16 protein-coding genes and 1 pseudogene are annotated in these 20,490 nt (G+C 53.8%); 11 read left to right on the top strand and 6 right to left on the bottom strand.

Translation table 11 applies throughout. From position 1 onward, the window contains the following. Positions 1 to 73 precede the first annotated feature (73 nt). The 4 genes from ACH518_RS10710 to ACH518_RS10695 all read right to left on the bottom strand — a co-directional run bounded on the left by ACH518_RS10710 (position 74) and on the right by ACH518_RS10695 (position 7,275). Positions 74 to 1,003 (bottom strand): response regulator, encoded by a 930-nt coding sequence (locus tag ACH518_RS10710; RefSeq protein WP_445372897.1) that lies wholly within the window; start codon positions 1,001 to 1,003, stop codon positions 74 to 76. Continuing rightward, complete coding sequence (locus ACH518_RS10705) at positions 1,000 to 4,371, bottom strand: hybrid sensor histidine kinase/response regulator (protein WP_445372896.1); 3,372 nt, start codon at positions 4,369 to 4,371, stop codon at positions 1,000 to 1,002. Before ACH518_RS10705 ends, ACH518_RS10710 begins: the two co-directional genes overlap by 4 nt. Positions 4,372 to 4,935: 564 nt before the next feature. Further along, positions 4,936 to 5,958 carry a ParA family protein gene (locus ACH518_RS10700; protein ID WP_445372895.1) on the bottom strand — a complete coding sequence of 341 codons (1,023 nt, stop codon included), beginning with the start codon at positions 5,956 to 5,958 and terminating at the stop codon, positions 4,936 to 4,938. Positions 5,959 to 6,552: 594 nt separating this feature from the next. Next, positions 6,553 to 7,275, bottom strand: coding sequence for a hypothetical protein (locus tag ACH518_RS10695; RefSeq protein ID WP_445372894.1), 723 nt, complete (start codon positions 7,273 to 7,275; stop codon positions 6,553 to 6,555). Between the two features lie 179 nt (positions 7,276 to 7,454). Here ACH518_RS10695 and ACH518_RS10690 point away from each other — a divergent pair, with 179 nt between their 5' ends. From ACH518_RS10690 to ACH518_RS10640, 11 genes and pseudogenes are all read left to right on the top strand, one after another. Then, positions 7,455 to 8,711, top strand: a complete 1,257-nt coding sequence (locus ACH518_RS10690) for a hypothetical protein (RefSeq protein ID WP_445372893.1) — start codon at positions 7,455 to 7,457, stop codon at positions 8,709 to 8,711. A 26-nt stretch (positions 8,712 to 8,737) separates the two neighbouring features. After that, positions 8,738 to 10,039 carry an urea ABC transporter substrate-binding protein gene (gene urtA, locus ACH518_RS10685; protein ID WP_445372892.1) on the top strand — a complete coding sequence of 434 codons (1,302 nt, stop codon included), beginning with the start codon at positions 8,738 to 8,740 and terminating at the stop codon, positions 10,037 to 10,039. 365 nt (positions 10,040 to 10,404) lie between these two features. After that, positions 10,405 to 11,970 carry an urea ABC transporter permease subunit UrtB gene (urtB, locus tag ACH518_RS10680; RefSeq protein WP_445372891.1) on the top strand — a complete coding sequence of 522 codons (1,566 nt, stop codon included), beginning with the start codon at positions 10,405 to 10,407 and terminating at the stop codon, positions 11,968 to 11,970. A gap of 1,050 nt (positions 11,971 to 13,020) precedes the next feature. Then, a complete protein-coding gene (gene urtC / locus ACH518_RS10675) occupies positions 13,021 to 14,139 on the top strand; it encodes an urea ABC transporter permease subunit UrtC (protein WP_445372890.1) in 1,119 nt (372 codons plus the stop codon). Continuing rightward, entirely contained in the window at positions 14,136 to 14,945 is an 810-nt protein-coding gene (gene urtD, locus ACH518_RS10670) for an urea ABC transporter ATP-binding protein UrtD (protein ID WP_445372889.1), read from the top strand. The genes urtC and urtD overlap by 4 nt, the downstream gene beginning before the upstream one ends. Further along, positions 14,945 to 15,718, top strand: a complete 774-nt coding sequence (locus ACH518_RS10665; RefSeq protein WP_445372888.1) for an ABC transporter ATP-binding protein — start codon at positions 14,945 to 14,947, stop codon at positions 15,716 to 15,718. The genes urtD and ACH518_RS10665 overlap by 1 nt, the downstream gene beginning before the upstream one ends. A 91-nt stretch (positions 15,719 to 15,809) precedes the next feature. Next, the gene (locus ACH518_RS10660) at positions 15,810 to 16,112 is read left to right on the top strand and encodes a hypothetical protein (RefSeq protein WP_445372887.1); all 303 of its coding nucleotides are present in this window, start codon (positions 15,810 to 15,812) and stop codon (positions 16,110 to 16,112) included. 18 nt (positions 16,113 to 16,130) lie between these two features. After that, positions 16,131 to 16,982, top strand: coding sequence for an urease accessory protein UreD (locus tag ACH518_RS10655; RefSeq protein WP_445372886.1), 852 nt, complete (start codon positions 16,131 to 16,133; stop codon positions 16,980 to 16,982). Between the two features lie 63 nt (positions 16,983 to 17,045). Then, positions 17,046 to 17,240 carry a hypothetical protein gene (locus tag ACH518_RS10650; protein WP_445372885.1) on the top strand — a complete coding sequence of 65 codons (195 nt, stop codon included), beginning with the start codon at positions 17,046 to 17,048 and terminating at the stop codon, positions 17,238 to 17,240. Next, positions 17,240 to 17,506 carry a type II toxin-antitoxin system RelE family toxin gene (locus ACH518_RS10645; protein ID WP_445372884.1) on the top strand — a complete coding sequence of 89 codons (267 nt, stop codon included), beginning with the start codon at positions 17,240 to 17,242 and terminating at the stop codon, positions 17,504 to 17,506. The genes ACH518_RS10650 and ACH518_RS10645 overlap by 1 nt, the downstream gene beginning before the upstream one ends. A 1,474-nt stretch (positions 17,507 to 18,980) precedes the next feature. Continuing rightward, a pseudogene (locus tag ACH518_RS10640) lies at positions 18,981 to 19,511 on the top strand (REP-associated tyrosine transposase). Positions 19,512 to 19,916: 405 nt separating this feature from the next. Here the strand turns inward: ACH518_RS10640 and ACH518_RS10635 are convergent. Next, a complete protein-coding gene (locus ACH518_RS10635; RefSeq protein ID WP_064028910.1) occupies positions 19,917 to 20,177 on the bottom strand; it encodes a Txe/YoeB family addiction module toxin in 261 nt (86 codons plus the stop codon). Further along, complete coding sequence (locus ACH518_RS10630) at positions 20,174 to 20,425, bottom strand: type II toxin-antitoxin system Phd/YefM family antitoxin (protein ID WP_071155240.1); 252 nt, start codon at positions 20,423 to 20,425, stop codon at positions 20,174 to 20,176. Before ACH518_RS10630 ends, ACH518_RS10635 begins: the two co-directional genes overlap by 4 nt. Between the last annotated feature and the right edge of the window lie 65 nt (positions 20,426 to 20,490).

The following is a 20,490-nucleotide window of genomic DNA, read 5'->3' as shown; positions in this document are numbered from 1 at the left end:
CCGGTCAAGCCTGACAAAAAGGCCTGTCGCCGAAAAGGCTTCAGGCCTTTTTATTGCCCGTCGGCCGAACATCTCAACCTTGCTGCATCGCCATCGCCACCGCCGCCGCCCTGGTCGACACGCCCAGTTTTTCGAAGATATGCTCCAGGTGTTTGTTCACGGTGCGGGGACTGGTACTGAGAATGATGCCGATCTCCTTGTTGGTCTTGCCGCGGGCGATCCACATCAGAATTTCGGCTTCGCGAAAAGTCAGCTTCAGTTTTTCACGTAGCGTCTGCGGACTCCACTGCGCATCGTCGCGCTGCAACAGCAGCAGGTACTCCCCCGGCTGTTCGCAGGCATTGACTGTGACCGCAAATCCCGGCACCAGCCGATGCGGTTCCGAGTCGGCCTCAGTCCGGCCGGACTGGCGCAACCAGCGTTGAAACCAGCCCAGCATGCCCTCCGGCAAGACACTGTCGCCGGCAAGCGCTAAGTCCAGACCCTGGAATGCCTTGAAATCCGCCAGCCATTGCGCCCCGGCCGGCGTCCGCCAATGGATTTGGCCGCCGGCATCGACCGCCAGCGCGGCAAACTCGCCGTGGTTCAGCAATTGTTCGGCTCGGAGCAGGTTGCGGGTCTGGGTCAGATGCACTTCGATCCGCGCCAAGACTTCGGCCGGCCGGATCGGCTTGACGATGTAATCCAGCGCGCCTTCGCCGAAGCCGCGCAGCAAGTTTTCCAATTCGCTGAGGCCGGTCATGAACAGTACCGGAATCGCCGCCGTGGCCGGATCGGCTTTCAACCGGCTACAGGTTTCGAAACCGTCGATGCCCGGCATCATCACGTCCAGCAAAATGATGTCGGGTTTGACGTATTGGATTTGTTCCAGCGCCGAACTGCCGTCGGTAGCGACCAGCACCCGGTAATTGGCTTCCGACAGCGTATCGGACAGCAAAGCCAAATTACCCGGCGTATCGTCGACGATCAATACCGTGCCGTTGCTGAGAGCCGCTTCCATCATCGCCCTGCCTCCTGTTTGTTCATATTCAACAATTGCCGAATTTGGCCCAACTTGAATTCGTTGGCCAGATTCAGCAACTTGGCAAAAAACAACGCATATTGCGGTTGTTGCACCGACAGACGTTGCAACACCTTTTTCAGGCCCATCAAATCGCCGATCCGCACGCAGTCGATGCAGTCGGCCAGCAATTCCGCCGGCGGCACCGCTAGCGCCCGCTCGGCATCGGCGGCCGGCACCGCTTCGTCGCGATACAGCCAAGTCAAGGCCAGATAGAGCTTCAGCTTGTGCATCAGTTCCCGCACCTGGATCGGCTTGGCCAGAAAATCGTTGCAGCCGGCATTTAGCGCCGCCATCCGGTCGCTGGCGTAGGCATTCGCGCTCAGGATCACGATCGGCATACTGCAACCGCCTTCCCGCAACAGCATCGCGGTTTCGATGCCGTTCATGCCGCGCATCGAAATATCCAGCAAGATCAAATCCGGCCGCTCTTCGGCCACTTTTTCCAGACATTGCTCGCCGGAATCGGCTTCGCTCAGATAAAAACCCAGCGGCTCCAGCATGTCCAGCAACAACTCGCGGTGCTCGCGCTGGTCGTCGACCACCATGATTCTGCGTCTGGCGCCCCGGTAGCCAGCGATCGCGGCGGCTTGATCCGGCTCGGTATCGGCACCCTGACTGGGCAGCAGCAAGCGCACGGTAAAGGTCGAGCCCTGTCCCACCTGGCTTTTCACGGTCAATTCCCCGCCCATCACTTCGGTCAGGATTTTACTGATGGTCAAGCCCAGCCCGGCACCGGCCACGGCGTTGCCAGTCGGCTGGCTGACGCGGGTAAACGGCTGGAAGATATTCTGCAAATGTTCCTCATCAATCCCGGCACCGCTGTCGATGACCTGAAAACTGGCGACGCCGCCGCTATAACCGATGCGAAACACGATCTCGCCTCGCTCGGTGAACTTGACCGCATTACCCAGCAGATTGATCAGAATCTGCCCCACCCGCTTTTCGTCGCCGCGTACGCGCTGCGGCAACTGGTTGCCGATCTGGCAATTGAAACTCAGACCCTTATCCTCGGCCTGGACCCGATAGGTATGCACCAAATGCTCGATAAACTCCGGGAAATTGAAGGTTTGATATTTCAATTCGAACTTGCGCGCCTCGATCCGGGCGATGTCCAGGATGTCCTCGACCAGCGCGCACAAATGCTCGCCGCTGCGCTTCAAGGTTTCGACGGCCTGTTTGCGGTGCGGCGGAATCTCCGGGTCCTGATGCAGAATATGGGCGTAGCCGATGATGCTGTTCAGCGGCGAGCGGATCTCGTGGCTCATGCTGCTCAGGAAGCGGCTTTTGGCCTGATTCGCGCTGTCGGCCAGCTTCATCGCCTGTTGCAACTTGCTGTCGGTCTTCTTGTGCTCGTCGATTTCCTGCAACAACAACTGGGTTTGTTTCGCAGTCTCCTCGTGGGCGACGCGCCGGCTTTCGCCGTTCAGAATCAGCCACCAGGTGCACAGGCCGATGAAGACCAACAGCGAGGCGTAGATCTTCAGAAAATTATGCAGTAGCAATTGAAACGCACCGGCGTCGCGGCGGATGCTGAGCAAATCCTGGTAATAAATGATGCTGATGAAAATGCCGGTCAACACCGCCAGAAAGCCGAACAGTAAACCGAAACGCAACAAACGCATCCGCGCATGCAGACTCAGAAATTCGGGCAGGCCGTATTTGGCCATCCGTTCCAGGTAATCGTCGAAGCGGAATCCGACCTTGCAGCTATCCAGGCAGCGGGCGTCCAGCGTGCAGCACAGCGAACAGATACTGCCGCCGTAAGCCGGGCAATAAGCCACGTCGTCGTGCTCGAACTCGTTCTCGCAAATCGAACAGGTGTTACGGGCGTAGCGGTTGCGCTCGTCGCGGTCGCGCGCCAGATAATGCTTGCCCTGGCTGAACCAAGCCAGCGCCGGCGCCAGCGCAAAGGCCAAGCCCAGCGCGATCAAAGCCGAGAAGGCTTTGGGCCACTCGCCGAACAGACCGACATAAGCCAGAATCGATACCAGCGACGCGACGAAAGTCGAGACCATACCGACCGGATTCAAATCGGACAGATAAGCCCGTTTGAACTCGATTTCCTTCGGACTCAAGCCCAAGGGCTTGTTGATCATCAATTCGGCGGCGACGGTGCTGATCCAGGCGATCGACATATTCGAAAACAAACCCAGCACTTTCTCCAGCGCGCCGAACACACCGAATTCCATCAACAGCAGCGCGATCAGCACGTTGAACAACAACCATACTACCCGTCCCGGATGGCTGTGAGTCAGACGCGAGAAAAAATTGGACCAGGCCAGCGAGCCGGCATAGGCGTTGGTGACGTTGATCTTGAGCTGGCTCAGCACCACGAACAAGGTGGTGGCAGCCAACGCCCATTCCGGATTGTCGAATAGCTCGTTGTACGCCACCAGATACATCTGGGTCGGCTCGTGGGCATGCTCGGCGGGAATGCCGTGGCGGATCGCCAAGTGCGCCAACAACGCCCCCAACAACTGCCGCACCACGCCGAACACCACCCAACCCGGTCCGGCCGCCAACATCGCCGCCCACCAGCGCCATTTGTTTTGCTCGGTTTTATCCGGCAAGAAGCGCAGAAAATCGACCTGCTCGCCGATCTGCGCCACCATCGAACAGGCCACCGTCGCCGCGCTGCCGAACAGCAACCAATCGAAACCCTGGCCGCTGCCGGCAATCCAGAAATAGGTTTCCAACGTCATTAACGCCTCCGGCTCGGCCCGCGCCACCGCGACATACGGCGCGATCAACAACAACAGCCAGACCGGCTGGGTCCAAAGCTGCATCCGGCTGATGGTGGTAATGCCGAAGGTGACCAACGGCACCACGATGACCGCGCTGACCACATGGGCGTAAGCCAACGGAATCTGGAAATACAATTCCAGCGCCAGCGACATGATCGACGCTTCCAACGCAAACAGCGTGAAGGTGAACGAAGCGTAAATCAGCGAGGTAACGGTGGAGCCGATGTAGCCGAAACCGGCGGCACGGGTCAACAGATCGATGTCGATATGAAAGCGGGCGGCGTAATAGCTGATCGGCAACGAGGTGATGAAAATGACGATGCCGACGGCGATGATGGCCCAGAAAGCGTTGGTAAAGCCGTAGTTGATCGACAAAAACCCGCCGATGGCTTCAAGAACTAAAAACGAGGTCGAGCCAAACGCAGTATTGGCGACCTGGAATTCAGACCATTTGCGAAAGCTGCGCGGCGCATAGCGTAACGCGTAGTCTTCCAGGGTTTCGTTGGCGACCAGGGCGTTGTAGTCGCGGCGGATTTTGGTGATGTTTTGGTGGATGGTTTTCATTTGGTTGTGTCGCTGCCGCGACGGGGTTTATTTGAAGTCGGGTCTCGGCCCGACAGCCGAGTGACTTTTGCTACGAAAACCATCCCTGGTTTTCGCCCTACGGGCCAGCCTTTCGGCTGTTCAAATTCGTTCCAGACGAATTTGTGCGTGGCCAAAGAAAAGTCACCAAAAGAAAGGCCACCCGACATTCCGCCTCAATCCTCCGCTTTACGAAAACCATCCGTGGTTTTCGCCCTGCGGGTCAGCCTATCGGCTGTTCAAATTTGCTCCAGGCAAATTTGTCGCTTTTGGTGAGGGTTTTCGGAAGGGCCATCCTCGGCCCTCCGAAAACGAGCGGCATCCCTGCCGCTCCCCTATCGGGCTATTCTCACCAAAAGCTGCGATGCTCGGGGCGGAATAACGGGACGAAAACCATCCCGCTATCAAAACGTATTGGGTCCAATCAACGAAAACAAATTCGTAGGCCAGAATAAGCCGCTAGGCGTTTCTGGCGTTCAACGTTTGCAGGAAACGCTAACGCTTATTCCGGCCTACATGGCTTGATTAAACCCAAAAAGCGCAACATCACAATCTTCCAACTAATGTATTGATTGCATCTTTTGCATTTTTCAGATACTCATCTTTAACCTGAACTCTATGCCCATTGATTGATTTCTTACCTGTTTGCAATTTGGAAAAAGGTAGACCTTTAGCAAACGCAACGACACCTGTTGTTTGAAAATCTCGAACTTCTACAAATCCTTCATAGACAGAGTCAAAATTAAAAATCTCAGGATTTGAAATTAATAATTTATTGACGTCATTTTCTATAGCATGCAATACAGCGGCATAAGCCGAAGCTGCTCCCATATACTGAGTAAGTCGATTTTTAACTAACAAATGCACTCTAGGTAACGCCCGACCAGAGTTTTTTAGTTTGGTTGCAAAAGCATACGCAGTATAAATTTCCGACGGAAGTTTCAATCCGTAGATTAGTGAAAAAGCATTTTGAATTGCTCTTCTTGATGAATCATCAGCCATAACTGGTAATACGATCAGGTCACTGGTAGCTAATGCTATTTGGGTATATAGCGAAAAACTCGGATTACAATCAAAGAATACCGTATCGTAATATCCAGACACCTGAGTGAGAAAATCATTTAACCAATCTATTACCGCTATCCACGGGTTCGTTCCCGGAATTTGGTTATTAGCAAGTGTATTAACCGCATTTGCCTGCAACTCAAGCAATGGATCCCCACAAACTAAATCAAGATTTTTCGGAATTTCTTTGTTGTAATCGTTTGGGTTGGTAATAAAATCATGGGCATCGAATGTCGGGGGCGTGTAAGGAGATGGTAGCCGCAGTTGGAAATACCCTCCGATGCTACAACGAGGAACTTGACCATGTCTCTCCAACAATTTCTCACTACCCTTGTTATCCAATCCACCAAGTAACAGTTCAGATAAATTTGCCTGCGGACAAACATCTACGGCCAAAACTCGCTTATCTGTATTTACTTCTGCATAACGGGTAATTGCTTGAAAGGCTAAACTAGTTTTACCTGTGCCACCTTTGTTGTTCCAAAATGAATATTTTATGGCCATAAAAAAATCCCTCAAAGATTGAACCAGAGAGCAATGTACCAAAAAAACACCGATATGTCCAATATGGACATTATTTTGTCAAAAAAATACATAACAATGTCCAAAAGATCGTTACCCTTTTAGCGACGGGCTAATCCCTTTTGCCGCGCCGAGCACCGAAGGGTTTGGGCGGAACAGCCCGATAGGGGCGCGGCACGGATGCCGCGCGTTTTCGGAGGGCTAGGACAGCCCTTCCGAAAACCCCGCTCAAACCCTTCGGAGCGCAGGATTAACACGGCATCGGGGTGGCCTGCTGATTCGCGCCGTCCGGGCGCTCGCACTTCGTGCGCCGTTGGCGTCCAAATGCGCTCCCGGCGGATTTGTCTTTGGATACTTTCTTTTGGCCAAGCACAAATTCGCCTGGAGCGAATTTGAACAGCCGATAGGCTGGCCCGCAGGGCGAAAACCATGGATGGTTTTCGTAGCGAGAGTATCTCGGCTGTCGGGCCGAGACCCGACTTCAACAAAACCCGTCGCGGTAGCGACACATCAACCAAAGCCACCATCCCTGACCCTAGACCTAGACCCCCGCCTCCCCGCGAGCAAGACAACCCATCACTTCCTCTCATGCCCAAACTGAAAAATCACCGGATTGCCCTGATTATGAATAATCACCTCCTTCTTCGGCTCGTCGCCTATCGCCGCCGGTTGCGCCGACCCGCTGGCACCGGAGCCGGCCGCCGGAATCTCCCGAACCTCCACCCGCACGTCCGGCATCCATTTCGGTTTGAACAACTCGGTTCTGACTCGGCCGGGTTGCTTCGGCAGCGGTGCTTGCTCCAGCACGTCCAGGCAGGCGGTGCCGATTTGGTCGACCAGTTTGTCGGCGATCCGCGCCGGGGCAACGTCTTTGTCTAAAGCATGGGCGCTGAAAGTCGATTCGCGTTCGACCAAAACCGCCTGATTGCCGGCATCGCGCAAACTGCAGGTCACGGGCAATACGTCGGCTTTTTGGAAATCGACGGCGCGCGGGTCGGAGTTGCCGGAGGAAAAGGAAAAGCCGACCGGGGTTTCCCGCCGCGCCACTTTACCCAGCCTGGCCTGCAACCGGTGGCTGAACGGCCCGCTGGCGCTGAGCGGAAACTGCCATTCCGCCAGATTGTTCCGTACCCGCTCAGCCAGATTCGCCGGGTCCAATCCAATGCCGAACTGGCTCAGATTATCGTCGGCCAGTTCGAATGCAACCGCTTGCAGCGGCTTGACCGGTTCCGGCTCGGCCGCGCCTGCCGCACCGGCAAAACCCAGTGCGGCGACAGCCAAAACAAAAAAGTTTTTCATAGTCTTCTCTCTCCCAAGTTGCTTGCCACTCTACGGACGCCGCGAGTTGCCGGCCATACGTCAAATGACTGATGAGTCATTCGCCCGATTGTGGCAGGACCGCGCAAAATTTAAAAATTTCCCCGAAGTTTACGAGCGCCACGGCCGCCGGCTCTGGCAAGTTTTAACTAGATAGGGGAATGCAAATGACGGGTTTTAATCGACAAAAAACCGGCAGCCGGGCCATCGGCTTGCTGAGCGGTATGGCCTTGGGTGCCATCGGCCTGAGCCAGGCGCCGGAAGCGACAGCCGGCGCCACCTTCAAGATCGACGACACCAAATGGGTCAGCGTCGGTGCCGGTTTGCGGACCAGCTTCCGCGCTCAGGAAGGCTCCGTCGGCGCTAACGCAGACAAGTGGAGCAACGATTTCAACCTGGACAATATCCGTTTGTACATCAACGGTCAGATTCATAAATATCTGAAAGTCGAATTCAATACCGACTGCCAAACCTGCGGCAATGGCGGCGAGGTACGGGTACTGGATGCCATCGGTAAGTTTGAGGTTACGCCCTACGCCAACTTGTGGGTAGGCCGGATGTTAGTACCTGCGGAGCGCCGCGAGATGAACGGTCCGTTCTACAGCGCGGTTTACAACATCTTCTCGGCCGGCACACCATTCGAACCATCCGACTACAACCTGACCATCAAATCCGACGGCACCTCGGCAGGTTCTTTTGGCCGTGACGACGGTGCGACTTTCTGGGGTGCGGTTTTCGATGGTCGCTTCCAATACGCGGTCGGTTTTTTCCGCGGCCTGCGCGGCGGTGCGAACGTCGATGACAACATCATGTACGCACAACGCTTTGCCTATAACTTTTGGGACGTAGAAAAAAATCCTGGCTATTACACCTCGGGCACTTACTACGGCAAAGGCGGCGACATTTTGACCGTCGGCGTAGCCAATCAATATCAGGAAGACGGTGCGGGTGCCTTGGGTTCGCCTGGCAGCTTCCGTGGCACCACCGCCGACGTGTTGATGGAAAAAGTGTTGCCGGGTGGCGGCGTGGTTACCTTCAACGGCGAGTACAAAAACTACGGCATTACCGGCCCGTATAGCCAAACCATTCGCGACGCGGAAGGCTCCGTCGGCGCACCGGCGCAGTTCTCGATGTTCGAAGGCAACGCTTACGACGTCAGCGGTATGTATCTATTCCCGCAAAAAATCGGCATCGGCCAGTTCCAACCTTATTTGCGCTACGTGAATGTATCGCCCGATAACAGCCCCAACCGCGAAGTGTATGAAGGCGGCGTCAACTACATCATCGACGGCCACAACGCCAAAATTTTCGCGAGCTACCAATACGGTGATTTGTTGACCAAAGGCTTGAATTACAAATCCACCGCCTCCGGTGAGAACGCCAGCCAGATCATGGTTGGCTTCCAATGGCAAATATAAGAATCTTATAACAGAGGACAATCACGATGAATTTATTGAATCACACCTTCCGCAAACTGGCGACCGCTGCGGCCCTATCGGCTGCACTGTTCGGCACCGCGACCTCCGCGCACGCCGAAGACACCATCAAAGTCGGCGTGCTGCACTCCCTGTCCGGCACGATGGCGATTTCCGAGACCACTCTGAAAGACACCATGTTGATGCTGATCGACGAGCAAAACAAAAAAGGCGGCTTGCTCGGCAAGAAACTGGAAGCGGTGGTCGTCGACCCTGCTTCCAACTGGCCGTTATTTGCGGAAAAAGCCCGCGAGCTGATCACCAAGGATAAAGTGGCGTCCATCTTCGGCTGCTGGACATCCGTTTCCCGGAAATCGGTATTGCCGGTCATCGAAGAGTTAAACAGCATCCTGTTCTACCCCGTGCAATACGAAGGGGAAGAGTCCTCTAAAAACGTGTTCTATACCGGCGCCGCGCCTAACCAACAAGCGATTCCGGCGGTCGATTATTTGATGAACGACTTGAAAGTTCAGCGTTGGGTGTTGGCCGGTACCGACTACGTCTACCCCCGCACCACCAACAAAATCCTGGAAGCGTACTTGAAATCCAAAGGGGTTAAACCGGCGGACATCATGATCAACTACACCCCATTCGGTCATTCTGATTGGCAAAGCATCGTCTCCGACATCAAAAAATTCGGCTCAGCCGGCAAGAAAACCGCTGTGGTTTCTACTATCAACGGCGACGCTAACATCCCGTTCTATAAAGAGTTGGGCAACCAAGGCATCTCCGCCGAGAAAATCCCGGTCATCGCCTTCTCTGTGGGTGAGGAAGAACTTTCCGGTATGGATACCAAACCGTTGGTTGGTCACTTGGCAGCCTGGAACTACTTCATGAGCGTCGATACCACCAAAAACGCCGCCTTTATCCAACAATGGAAGGACTACATCAAAAATCCGAAACGCGTCACCAACGATCCGATGGAAGCGCATTACATCGGCTTTAACATGTGGGTGAAAGCGGTCGAGAAAGCCGGCACCACCGATCCTGACGCAGTACAAAAAGCCCTCATCGGCGTAGAGTTCCCGAACCTGACCGGCGGCATGTCGAAAATGCTGCCTAACCATCACATCAGCAAACCGGTGTTGATTGGCGAGATCCAAGACGACGGCCAATTCGTCACCGTCTGGCAAACCAACAAAGTCGTCGACGGCGATGCTTGGTCCGATTTCTTGCCGGACAGCAAACCGATTATCGCCGACTGGACCGCACCGATCAGTTGCGGCAACTACAACACCAAAACCAAAAAGTGTTCAGGACAGAACTACTAACAGCGGATGTTACCAGCGAGGCCCACGGCAGGATGCCGCGGGCCTCGCCCCCCACAATAGGACAGAGCATGTATATCCCCCGTTTTATTAACCTCACCCTGCATAACACCGGTGTCCCGCTCGGGATCCGCTTGTCGAACCCGAGTAGGGCAAGCCCTTCGACCAGCGCAGAGCGAACGGTCAAGGGCCCAACCGATAGAACCCATTCGAAAACGCCGTCTGCTGCGCACCCGGCTTACCGTTCCCCCAAGGACAATCTCTTGAGCCTGCTGACTACAGCTTCTACTCAGGCCGGATTGTCAGCTGGCGGCGTTTTTAAATGGCTTCCACGTCTTGCAGCTTGGTTACTATCGCTGATGTTTGTCATGACTCAGCCGGTCATGGCCCAAGACGCCGGCAGCTCCCTGGATCAGCTCAGACAAGGCAGCATGCAGGATAGAGAGCAAGCCATCGAAACGCTGGGTAACGACAGCAATAACCTCAAGCTTCTGCAAGCCCTGCAAGATGGCAAGCTATTCGATTTCAAAGCCGAGTCCAAATTGGTTATCGGCCAGGAAAGCCCGCTCGGCTATCAACTCAGCGACCCGCTTAGCGGTGCAGCCTTGGCGGATGTGGAGCGTAGCGCGGTAGGCAAAATCAGCTTAAACAACAAATTGCGCGGCGTGCTGCGTAAAACCATCGCGCAACTGCAATTGAACGACGCCGATCCGGTGCTGCGCCTGATTGCAGTGCAAGCATTAGCCAATGAAATAGACGACAAAGCGGTGATTTTATTACGCGATCATCTGATCAACGAAACCGACGCCGACATCAAAACCGCGATTAACAAGATGCTGTTATTGCAAGACATCAACAGCCCGGAAAAAGACCAACGCATAGCCGCTATCACCGCTCTAAGAGACTTGGATAGCCAAGATGTGGTCAACAAGTTACAAGCCCTGATCGACAAGGACGGCGACGGTAATTTTCTGGAAGCGGACAGCGACGTGCGTAACCTGGCGGAAGCGGCATTGATCAAAATTCGCGAGCGCATGCAAGCCTATGCAGTTGCCGAGACCGTGTTTTTTGGCTTGAGCTTGGGCGCGGTGCTGGTCTTGTCAGCCATCGGTTTGGCCATCACCTTCGGGGTGATGGGCGTGATCAACATGGCCCACGGCGAACTGATGATGCTAGGCGCGTACACCACCTACGTGATGCAACAAATTATGCCCAATTACTTGGGCACGGCGCTGATCGTCTCCATTCCAGTGGCGTTTATCGTCGCCGCTTTGGTGGGTATCGCCATCGAACGCGGCATCATCCGCTTTTTATACGGCCGGCCGCTGGAAACCCTGTTGGCGACTTTCGGCGTTAGTTTGTTTTTGCAACAAGCCGTCCGTTCCATCTTCTCGCCGCTGAACCGCAGCGTCTCCACCCCGGAGTGGATGAGCGGCTCTTGGCAGATTAACGACTTTCTCTCACTGACCTGGAATCGCTTTTACATCCTGATCTTTTGCTTATTGGTATTTACCGCCTTACTGCAAATTTTGAAACGGACAAAATTGGGATTGGAAGTCCGCGCGGTTGCGCAAAATCGCGGCATGGCTAGGGCGATGGGCATCCCCACCGCACGGGTCGACGCGATGACCTTTGGCTTGGGTTCCGGTATTGCCGGCGTCGCAGGCGTGGCATTGAGCCAAATCACCAACGTCGGACCGAATCTGGGTCAGGCTTACATCGTTGATTCGTTCATGGTTGTGGTGTTTGGCGGGGTCGGTAATTTGTTCGGCACCTTGGTAGCTGGGTTTTCGTTGGGGATTGCCAACAAGGTGTTGGAGCCTTATGCGGGTGCGGTGTTGGCGAAGATTTTAGTGCTGGTGTTTATTATTTTATTTATTCAGAAGAAGCCTAGGGGGTTGTTTCCGCAGAAGGGGAGAGCTGCCGAGTCTTAATGTGATTCGCGTAGGTTGGGTTAGCGAAGCGTAACCCAACACGAAGGCTTTTGGATTATTTGATGGCTTTGGTTTTTGTTGTGTCGCTACCGCGACAGGTTGTTTAGAAGTCGGGTCTCGGCCCGACAGCCGAGTGACTTTTCTTTGTTTGGCCAAAGAAAAGTCACCAAAAGAAAGGCCACCCGGAATTCCGCCTCAATCCTGCGCTTCTCGCTTTTGGCGAGGGTTTTCGGAAGGGGCTTCCTGCCCCTCCGAAAACGAGCGGCATCCCTGCCGCTCCCCTGCGGGCTGATCTCGCCAAAAGCTGCGATGCTCGGGGCGGAATAACGGGAGAAAACCCGTCACGAAATCAAAAGCAACACGCTGAATTTCGGTCGTAGTTTTAAGTTTGCGGAATTAACAGCGCCGAAACATCTCGGAAATGTGTCCTAAGATTTGAGCCATTTTGTAAGCCCATTTCTTAAGGAGAAATAAACGTGTTTAGGATATCGACCGGTGGCGGCCTGGAATTTATCTTCGATCTTTTCCTATTCGGCATGAAATGGTCCAGAGGTTTGCCGCCTCTTAATTCAGAAGAATGGGGGTTGCGGCAATGGTTTTGGATATTTTTTGGAATTATGACTGTTTGCTTACTTTGGTACTTGCATCACCGAAAGCGTTAGCCACAAGTAGGCAAAGTAGTCGTAGGGTGGGCACGATTGAGTGCCCACGCGAAACGACAGCCAACGGTGGGCAAAGTTACCCACGCTAAGCAAATACGGGCGGCTGAGGGGGTGTCCCGTATGCCGCGCCGAGCACCGGAGTTTTTGAATGGAATAGCCCGCAGGGGCGATGCAGGGATGCATCGCGTTGACGGAGGGGCAGGAAGCCCCTTCCGGCAACCCCATTCAAAAACTTCGGCGCGCAGGATCAAAGCGGCATCCGGGCCGCCTTTTCTTTGGATACTTTCTTTTGGCGGAGCAAAAGAAAGTATCTCGGCTGTCGGGCCGAGACCCGACTCCAAAAAAGCCGTCGCGACAGCGACACTTTAAAACAGACGGAAGTGAAAAAATGAATATCGCTAATCTGACCCAAGACAAAACCTACACTACCGTGCTAGTAGCCCTAGTCAGCGTCACCCTATTAATCCCCCTCTGCAACCTAATCTTCCCCGAAGATTCGGCCTTGCACTTCTCCGCCTACTCAGTCTCCCTGATAGGCAAATACCTGACCTTCGCCCTCCTCGGCTTATCACTCGACATAGTCTGGGGCTACGCCGGGATTCTGGTCCTCGGCCAAGGCGCTTTCTTTTCCTTGGGCGGCTACGCGATGGGCATGTACCTGATGCGGCAAATCGGCACTCGCGGCGTCTACGGCAACGCCGAACTACCCGACTTCATGGTATTCCTGAACTGGACCGAACTACCCTGGTACTGGTACGGCTTCGAGAATTTCGGTTTCGCGATGCTGATGGTGTTCCTCGCCCCCGGCTTGCTGGCTTTCGTGTTCGGTTGGCTGGCGTTTCGGTCTCGGGTGACCGGCGTTTACTTATCCATCATCACCCAAGCATTAACTTACGCGCTGTTGCTAGCCTTTTTCCGCAACGAAATGGGCTTTGGCGGCAATAATGGCCTCACCGATTTCAAAGACATCCTCGGTTTCAACATCCAATCCGAAGCAGTCCGTTCGGTTCTATTACTGATGACCGGCCTGTGCCTGATCGGCGCACTACTGCTGTGCCGCTGGATTGTGAATAGCAAGTTGGGCCGGGTGGTCACGGCGGTTCGCGACCAGGAATCGCGGGTACGCTTTCTGGGTTACCGGGTGGAATTGTTCAAACTCTGGGTGTTCGTATTCGCGGCGATGTTGGCCGGACTTGCGGGCGCGCTGTACGTGCCGCAGGTCGGCATTATCAACCCCAGCGAATTCTCGCCGCTCAACTCGCTGGAAATCGTTATCTGGGTCGCGGTCGGCGGTCGCGGCACTTTATATGGCGCCATCATCGGCGCGGTGCTGGTCAATTACGCGAAAACCGTTTTGACCGGATTGATGCCGGACGCCTGGCTGTTTTGTTTGGGCGGCGCGTTTGTCTTGGTCACTCTATTAATGCCAGACGGCATCGTCGGCCTGCTGCGCCGGCGGATTAAACCCAAACCCACTCTTAACGCTACCGGAGGACAACCGGCATGATGATCTCGGCTGCAACCACCACCGAAGGCGGCGCCAGCCTGCCGCTGGTCGGGGAAATCGACGCCCGCCACGGCCCGATTCTGTACATGGAAGACGTCAGCGTCAGCTTCGACGGCTTCCGCGCGCTGAACCATCTGTCGTTGTACATCGACGACGGCGAACTGCGCTGCCTGATCGGCCCCAACGGTGCCGGCAAAACCACGCTGATGGACGTCATCACCGGCAAAACCAAGCCCGACAGCGGTTCGGTGTTTTTCGGCCAGACCATCGACCTGCTGGAATTGGATGAACCGGCCATCGCCCAGGCCGGCATCTGCCGCAAATTTCAAAAACCCAGCGTGTTCGATGCTTTGACCGTGTTCGAGAACCTGGAACTGGCCTTAAAAACCGACAAACGCACCTGGCCGACCTTGTTTCATAAATTAACCGGCGAGCAGCGCGACCGCATCCAGGATGTATTGCAAACCATCGCCCTGCCCGCCCAACAACGGCAACTGGCCGGCGCGCTGTCGCACGGGCAAAAGCAATGGCTGGAGATCGGCATGCTGCTGATGCAAGATCCGAAAGTGATGCTGGTCGACGAACCCATCGCCGGCATGACCCATCAAGAAGTGGAACGCACCGCCGAACTATTGCTGTCCCTGCAAGGCAAACACTCCATCGTGGTGGTCGAGCACGATATGGAATTCGTGCGTAGCATCGCTCGCAAGGTCACCGTGTTGCACGAAGGCTCTGTGCTGACCGAAGGCACGATGGACGAAGTCCAAAACGATACTCGCGTGATCCAAGTTTACCTGGGGGGATAATGTTAAATATCAGCGCATTGCAACAATACTACGGCGCCAGCCACACCCTGTGGGACCTGGATTTAAACGTACCCGCCGGGTCTTGCGTCTGTCTGATGGGCCGTAACGGCGTCGGTAAAACCACTTTGCTGAAAGCCATCATGGGCCTGCTGCCGGTGGCCGACGGCAGCATCCAATTCGACGGCGTGGAACTGGCCAAGGCCAAGGCAGAGTCTCGCGCCGAACTGGGCATCGGTTACGTGCCGCAAGGCCGGGAAATCTTTCCCTTATTAACTGTGGAAGAAAACCTGAAAACCGGCCTACGCGCGGCCAACAAACACGGCATCAAAAAAATCCCCGACAGCATCTTCGAGATTTTTCCGGTACTGAAACAAATGCTGAAACGCCGCGGCGGCGACCTGTCCGGCGGCCAGCAACAGCAATTAGCCATTGGCCGGGCGCTGGTGCTGAACCCACGCCTGCTGATCCTGGACGAACCCACCGAAGGCATCCAGCCCAACATCGTCAGCGAAATCGGCGATGTGATTATTCGTCTGAACAAGTCGCGCGGCCAACCTGTCGCCGTGCCCAAACCGGAAACCGGCGAAATCCATCAAGCCATCGATCGCATCCACAAAGAACTGGGCGTGACGGTATTGCTGGTCGAACAAAAACTACCGTTTGCGCGCAAGGTGGCCAATCAATTCTGCATCATGGACCGGGGGCGGCATGTGGCGGTGGGCGCGATGGACGAATTGGCGGATGACATGGTGAAACGGTATTTGACGGTGTGACCCAACCAAGCCCCTTTCAAAAAAAGGGACTTGGGCAAAAACGGGCATCGGCCATCATTCAAACTCACAGCAGGATCAAGGAGAAATAGACATGAAATCCGAACAATATTGGCTGGCGGTCGGGGCATTGTTATTGGTTTGGTCGATGCGGAGCGAGGCGCATGGCAGTTACGAAGCCGTGATGGCAGGCGGCAACCTGATGCAGTTGACCCATGCCGCCCTGCATCCCTTTTTCGAAATCCCCAATTTACCCGCTTTGTTGATTAGCGTATTAATTTTGGGATTTGTATTTGGCCCGGTTATATTGCACCTCGCCCGGCAACGGCACGCTCAAAAATCTGAGCCACCGCTGTTGTCGGAAAAATCGGCGATCACGCCGAAATCCAAAAACTGATAACGCTGCCGCTCATCCATGCCTGTAAACCTCGCCGTTTCATCCATTCCCGATGCCACCTCAGAACCAGCAGCATGGGAGGCCGAGTTAAGGCTGGGCTTTAGCCAACGCGGCGACAAAACCGTCTTGGCTAACAGCGAGCACCGCGGGCCTTTGACCGTGCAGCGACCCTTCTACCCGGAAGGCGGTGTCTGCCACGTCTATCTGCTGCATCCGCCCGGCGGCGTGGTGGCCGGCGATCAGTTGAGCATTACTGCCGCTGTGGACACCACAGCCCAAGCACTCATCACCACGCCCGCCGCCGGCAAGTTTTACCGCAGCGGCGGCGGCGAAGCCCGGCAAACCGTCAATCTCAAGGTTTCAGAACACGCCGGCCTGGAATGGTTGCCGCAGGAAACCATCGTTTACGAAGGCGCGCGCTTAAATTCCAGCATGCATATCGAGTTGGCCGAGCACGCCCGCTTCATCGGCTGGGAAATCTTGGCTCTAGGTCGCCCGGCGGCCGGCGAGGGCTTTGCCAACGGCACCGCCACCTTGAATTGGCACATCAGCCGCGCCGGGCGTTTGTTTTACCTGGAACGCTTGCGCCTGGATGCCGAAGCGTTTCAGGCCCGCTGGGGTTTATTCGGGCATTCGGCTTGCGGGACGATGTTTGTATATCCAGCTTCGGCTTTGCAGTTGGCGGCGGTGCAGGAACTGATTGGCGATGAGGCTAATCGTGGGGTGACTTTTATTGAGGGTTTGTTGATTTGTCGGGGTTTAGATAGACGGGCGGATTTGTTGAAATCGTTTTTTGAGGCGGTTTGGGGATTGGTGCGGGGGGATGTTATTGGGAAAGCGGTTTGTGCGCCGAGAATTTGGGCGACCTAAGCCAGTTTGATTTTTCTCTAGTGGATGGGTATCGTGACCACTCACCTTTCCTGGGAGACAGTTATGGAATTTAAAAGGCAATATATCGTTAACGAAGACAGCCAAAGAGTCGCTGTACAGCTGGATATTGACACCTTCGAAAAGATTGAAAATGTTCTGGAAAATTACGCCTTGGTGCAATTAATAAATGCCGACGACAGCGAAACATTAAATATCGCGGATGCTAAAAAGTATTACGCCAGCCTGGATAAGGCTTGATGCAGGTTGAATATCGCAAAAAGTTTTTAAAGCAATTGGCCGATTTGCCGGCCTCGGTTCGACCGAAAATTGAGCAATTTGTATTTGAGGACTTAGCCCAAGCAAATAGCATTTTTGAATTGGGAAAAATCGAGAAAATGCAGGGTTATGTTGGGTTTTATAAAGTACGGTTTGGCGATTATCGGGTGGGATTGATTGTTAAGGATGATTTAGTGGTTGTGGCGACGGTGATGCATAGGAAGGAAATATATAAATTCTTTCCTTAAGTCAAATTGGTGTCGCTGCCGAGACGGCTTTTTTAATGTCGGTTTCACGAAACACATCCATGTGTTTCGCCCTGCGGGTGCTGCGCATGCAAATCGGCAATCCTGCCGATTTGTCAGCCCGACAGCCGAGATACTTTCTTTTGTTTGGCAAGCCACATGGATGTGGCGAATGCCGAAAATGCAGGAGCAATTTTCGGCCAAAAGAAAGTATCCAAAGACAAATCCGCCGGGAGCGGATTTGGACGCCAACGGCGCACGAAGTGCGAGCGCCCGGACGGCGCGAGTCAGCAGGCTACCCCATGCCGCTTTGATCCTGCGCGCCGAAGGGTTTGAACGGGGTTTTCGGAAGGGCTATCCATAGCCCTCCGAAAACGCGATGCATCCCTGCATCGCCCCTACGGGCTGTTCACTCGATACATCCATGTACCTCGCCCTGCGGGTGCTGCGCATGCAAATCGGCAATCCTGCCGATTTGTCCGCCCAAACCCTCCGGTGCTCTGCGCGGCAAAAGGGGAAGAGAACCCCTCGCGCGAAGAAAATTTATTAGATAAATTTGTGTTTTAGGTTTCGAGTTCTATTGTAGGATGCTGCCGACGATAGGAGGCGCATCTGTCGCGAACGATGCGCTTCACTTTGGCTCAGCACATCCTACGTGCTGCGTGGGCAGGAGGCAAAAGAGTATTACATCGTTGACGGTAACATTGGTGTGGCTTCGGCTATTACGACAAAAGCATAGGTTCAATTTGATGTATTCATTAATTAAGCCCGTCACATTTAATATTTCGCTTAATGGTCGAGTTGGATATTTTCTTTTAAGCTTATGCGGTTTTATAGGCTTTTTGATTTTTCTTGTTTTCAGTCGAGTACAGCTCGGAATTTTGTATGATGCGATAAATATAGGTTTATCAGTCGTTAACGGTTGTTTGTTCTTTTATTCGTTGTCACAGCTATTTAAAATGACACCACGTTTCATTTTGTCTAGAGAAAGCCTTAGAGTTAATGGGTATTTTTTCAAGACAGAAATAGAATTGAAAAATATAGTTTCATGTCGAGAAATTAGAAACCCCCGATTTGGATTAACGTTTATTCATGTTAAATATATTGATAGAGTTAATAATAAAGTAAGGTCTGCTTATTATGATTCCAATGGTATGGAACCAGATAGCATTCACTTATGTGGCGCAATTTATGGTAGACGAAAGCCCAATAGGCTGGCGTAAATGAAATGAAACCCAGCCAATTGATTTCCAAATATTGATGTGCTGAAAATATCAGGATGGTTTTATTCCCTGATGCCGCGCCGAGCACCGAAGGGTTTGGACGGACAAATCGGCAGGATTGCCGATTTGCATGCGCAGCACCCGAAGGGCGAGGTACATGGATGTACCGAAGGCCGTAGGTCCGATTAGCGAAGCGTAATCGGACGAATGTTTAAACCTAAAAAACACTCAAACTCTTAAAACACTAAAAAACCATGCCCAATTACCGACGCGCTTTTATTCCGGGTGGCACCTGGTTTTTTACGGTGAATTTGTTGGTGAGAAAGAATAACGATTTGTTGCTCCGGGAAATCGATTTATTGCGAGACACGGTGCGGGCGGTGCGGAAGCGTTACTCCTTTCAAATTGATGCCTGGGTGGTATTACCGGAACATATGCACGCGGTTTGGACGTTGCCGCCGGGTGATGCGGATTTCAGCAAACGCTGGCGATTGATCAAAAGCGGATTTTCTCGGGCATTGCCAAAAACCGAGTACCGGTCGAATGTTCGAAAGATGGCTGGCGAACGTGGAATCTGGCAGCGACATTTTTAGGAACATTCGATACGCGACGAAACAGATTTTGAACGCCATGTTGATTATGTGCATATCAATCCGGTTAAACATGGGCATGTCGCCAAAGCCGTCGAGTGGCCGTATTCGAGTTTCCATCGATATGTGGAAAAGGGAATTTATCCGCCAAGTTGGGGTGGAAATTTGGATTTGGCGGTGGAAGGGGATGATTAACATGCGTCCGATTACGCTTCGCTAATCGGACCTACCGAGATTGATTTTGAACCTTTAATTTCGGGATGGTTTTGATCCCCTGATGCCGCGCCGAGCACCGAAGGGTTTGGACGGACAAATCGGCAGGATAGCCGATTTGCATGCGCAGCACCCGAAGGGCGAGGTAAATGGATGTACCGAGTGAGCAGCCCGCAGGGGCGATGCAGGGATGCATCGCGTTTTCGGAGGGCTATGGATAGCCCTTCCGAAAACCCCGTTCAAACCCTTCGGAGCGCAGGATAAAAGCGGCATGGGGCGGCCTTTCTTTTGGGTACTTTTCTTTGGCCGTCCAAAGAAAAGTACCTCGGCTGTCGGGCCGAGACCCGACATTAAAAACAACCGTCGCGATAGCGACACAAAACAAGCTCAATACTCATAATGAAACCGCAACTGCGCAATCAACAAGGTATCCCCGGCAACTTTATAAACGATCCGATGCTCGTCGTTAATCCGCCGCGACCAATAGCCGGACAAGCCGTGTTTCAAAGGTTCCGGCTTACCGATGCCCTCGAATGGCTGGCGCTGGATTTCCTTGATCAGTTGGTTGATACGCTTAAGAATGGCCTTGTCGGTGGCTTGCCAGTAGAGATAGCTATCCCAGGCGTCGGAGGAAAAAGTGATTTTCACTCGATTAATTCGCGCTCCGTGCCTTGGCCGGATTCCAGCTCGGCGATGGATTCCAGCAAGCGGCGGGCGTTAGCTGGGGAACGTAGCAGGTAGGCGGTTTCCTCCATGGCTTGGTAGTCTTCCAGAGACAGCATTACCACCGGGGATTCGCTTTTGCGGGTGATGATGATGGGGGCATGGTCGGCGCAAACCTTGTCCATGGTTTTAGCCAAATTGGCGCGAGCGGCGCTGTAACTGATGGCGTCCATTGATGCTCCTGTTGTACAAAAAAGTGTACGATAGCTTAACGTCGACGGTTGGCTACTGCAAATTG

This window comes from Methylomonas sp. HW2-6, from assembly GCF_052474525.1.
The sequence above is the reverse complement of the archived record's forward strand: the minus strand, read 5'-3'. Positions and strand labels throughout refer to the sequence as shown.